We start from the raw sequence: 2,630 nt of genomic DNA, 5'->3' as shown, positions 1-2,630 counted from the left end.
TCGAAAGCCACAACCGGCTCGACTATACCTTCCCGCATTACAACCCGAACCCCGAAGCGATGGAAATGCTGCATGACATGTCGGACAGCGTAAAGGCCTCGGGCGCCGATCTGGCGCTGGGGTTTGACGGCGACGGCGACCGCTGCGGCCTGGTGGATGACGAAGGCGAGGAGATCTTTGCCGACAAGGTCGGCGTGATCATGGCGCGCGATCTGTCCAAACTTTATCCGAACGCGACCTTTGTGGCGGATGTGAAATCCACCGGCCTGTTTGCCTCTGACCCCGAACTGCAAAAGAACGGCGTCACTGCCGATTACTGGAAGACCGGCCACAGCCACATGAAGCGGCGGGTCAAGGAAATCGGCGCGCTGGCAGGATTTGAGAAGTCCGGCCACTACTTCCTGGCGGAACCCATCGGCCGCGGTTACGACTGCGGCATGCGGGTGGCGGTCGAGGTCTGCAAGATGCTGGACCGCAACCCGGATCAGTCGATGTCCGACCTGCGCAAGGCCCTGCCCAAGACCTGGGCAACCCCGACCATGTCGCCCTATTGCGCCGACACCGAGAAATACGACGTTTTGGAGCGGCTGGTGCAGAAACTGGTGGCCAAGCATGAAGCAGGCGACAGCCTTGCCGGTCGCGCCATCAAGGAAGTTGTCACCGTGAACGGTGCCCGGGTGATCCTGGACAATGGCTCCTGGGGGCTGGTGCGCGCGTCGTCGAACACCCCGAACCTGGTTGTGGTCTGCGAAAGTTCGGACAGCGAAGCGGAGATGCGGGCGATCTTTGCCGATATCGACGCGGTGATCCGCACCGAGCCGCTGGTCGGCGATTACGACCAGACAATCTGATCCCAACCCAAGAGGTATTTCGCCTGCTAACGCAGGCGATCCGCGCCCGCCTTCGGCGGGCGCTTTTTCTTTCTGCTGAGAAGATGGGGTGGATGCCGCTCTCCCCCGGCGGCACCGCGATATGCCAAGCTTGTGGTGTTGTTAGCCAAAGGCAAGAGAGGAGAAGGCATCCATGGAAAACGTTTCTATAATGGGCATAGATCTCGCAAAAACGTGTTTCAGTTGCACGGAGCTGCGGCTGACGGGGCGGTCGTGTTTCGTAAAAAGTTCACGCGCTCGCAGTTCCTGCGGTTTATGGAGGCACACCGTGGCTGCACGCTGGCTATGGAGGCCTGTCCTGGAGCGCATTACTGGGCGCGGGAGTTAGAAAAGGCTGGCCATGTCGTGAAGCTGATCTCACCGCAATATGTCACGCCGTATGTCAAGCGGCAGAAGAACGATGCTGCCGACGCAGACGCGATTGCCGAGGCTGCGACCCGGCCGCAAATGCGCTTTGTCGAACCGAAGACCGCGCAACAACAAGCGCGTGCCGTGGTGTTCCGCATCCGCCAGAAGGCAGTCGCGCAGAGAATAGAGTTGGTCAATTCGCTGCGTTCGCATCTTTACGAATTCGGTTACATCGCTCCGGTTGGATTGCAGCATCTTCCGAAATTGATCCAAGTCCTTGAGGACGAGAGCAATGGCTTGCCTGTCGCCGCAAGGATCGCTTGTTGCAGCCGAATGCAGCAGATCAAGAGCCTTGGCGCTCAGATCAGCGCGCTCGACGAACAGATCTCTGAAGTGTCGAAGAAAGGCCATCGCGCCAAACGCCTGCAAACCATGCCGGGAGTCGGCCCAATCACCGCCATGGCAATTGAGGCTTTCGCACCCCCGGTGGAAACGTTCCGGCGTGGGCGCGACGTTGCCGCATGGCTCGGACTTGTTCCCCAACAGAATTCTTCGGGCGGCCGGGCGCGCTTAGGCAGGGTGTCCAAGGCCGGACAGCACGATATCCGGCGATTGCTGGTGATTGGAGCAATGACCGCCATAGTCGGGGCTTCCCGCGGGGGCATTTCTGAGGAAACGTGGCTCGGGAAATTGATGTCACACAAACCGCGTATACTGGTCGCCATAGCGCTTGCGAACAAGATGGCTCGACAGATCTGGGCGATGCTGACGAAAGATGAAAACTACCGGGTTCCGGCTCTGGCTGAAGCATAAAGGCTGACGCCAGACTCTGGACGTCGGGGATGTGAGGAAGGCATGAGCTGAATGGACAACTGATCGACCGGATCGGGGCAGGGAAAACCATCGTAATTCGCAGGGCTTTCAGCCCGCTGAGAAGTGTTGGACCCGGCCCGCGAACCACCATCCCGGCCCGCGGCGCATGTGAAGAGCCGCAATCGGAGGCCTGACACAAGCGCGCACTCGATCACAGGTTCAGAAAGCCTCACGCGGGCCTTGCATTCTGAGCGGCATCCACACAAACGATCTAAGGGCAGGTCTGCCCTTAGGTGCGCCATACCAAGTGTAAGCTGTAGTGGTTCAGATGTGATCTGACAGTTGGCCGTTTTCCGGCGGCGTCTGTCAGGCCAAGTTCAGTTCACGAACTTTTCCTTCCAGATTTCTTTGCCCTCAATCCTGGTCTGGAACGGCGTTCTGCCGCAACACATTTTGCCCTGATGAGTGGTAAGGCTCCGGCGAAGACCGCGGTCCCATTGGCTCTGTGATGTGATACCCGTTGTTCATGGAGATCGACGAGGACAAGATTGACGACGCGGTTCTGGGACTGCTCTGGTT

At 59.0% G+C, this 2,630-nt stretch carries 2 pseudogenes; both read left to right on the top strand.

Going from position 1 to position 2,630, the window contains the following annotated elements:
* Window positions 1–851 (top strand): annotated as a pseudogene (locus tag A2I95_RS30660) (phosphomannomutase/phosphoglucomutase); the annotation flags it as partial.
* A 172-nt stretch (window positions 852–1,023) separates the two neighbouring features.
* Window positions 1,024–2,051 (top strand): annotated as a pseudogene (locus A2I95_RS30655) (IS110 family transposase).
* Window positions 2,052–2,630: the final 579 nt, after the last annotated feature.

It is taken from the genome of Leisingera sp. F5 (assembly GCF_001593695.1).
Note: the sequence above shows the minus strand (reverse complement) of the source record. Positions and strands in the feature narration are given on the sequence as shown.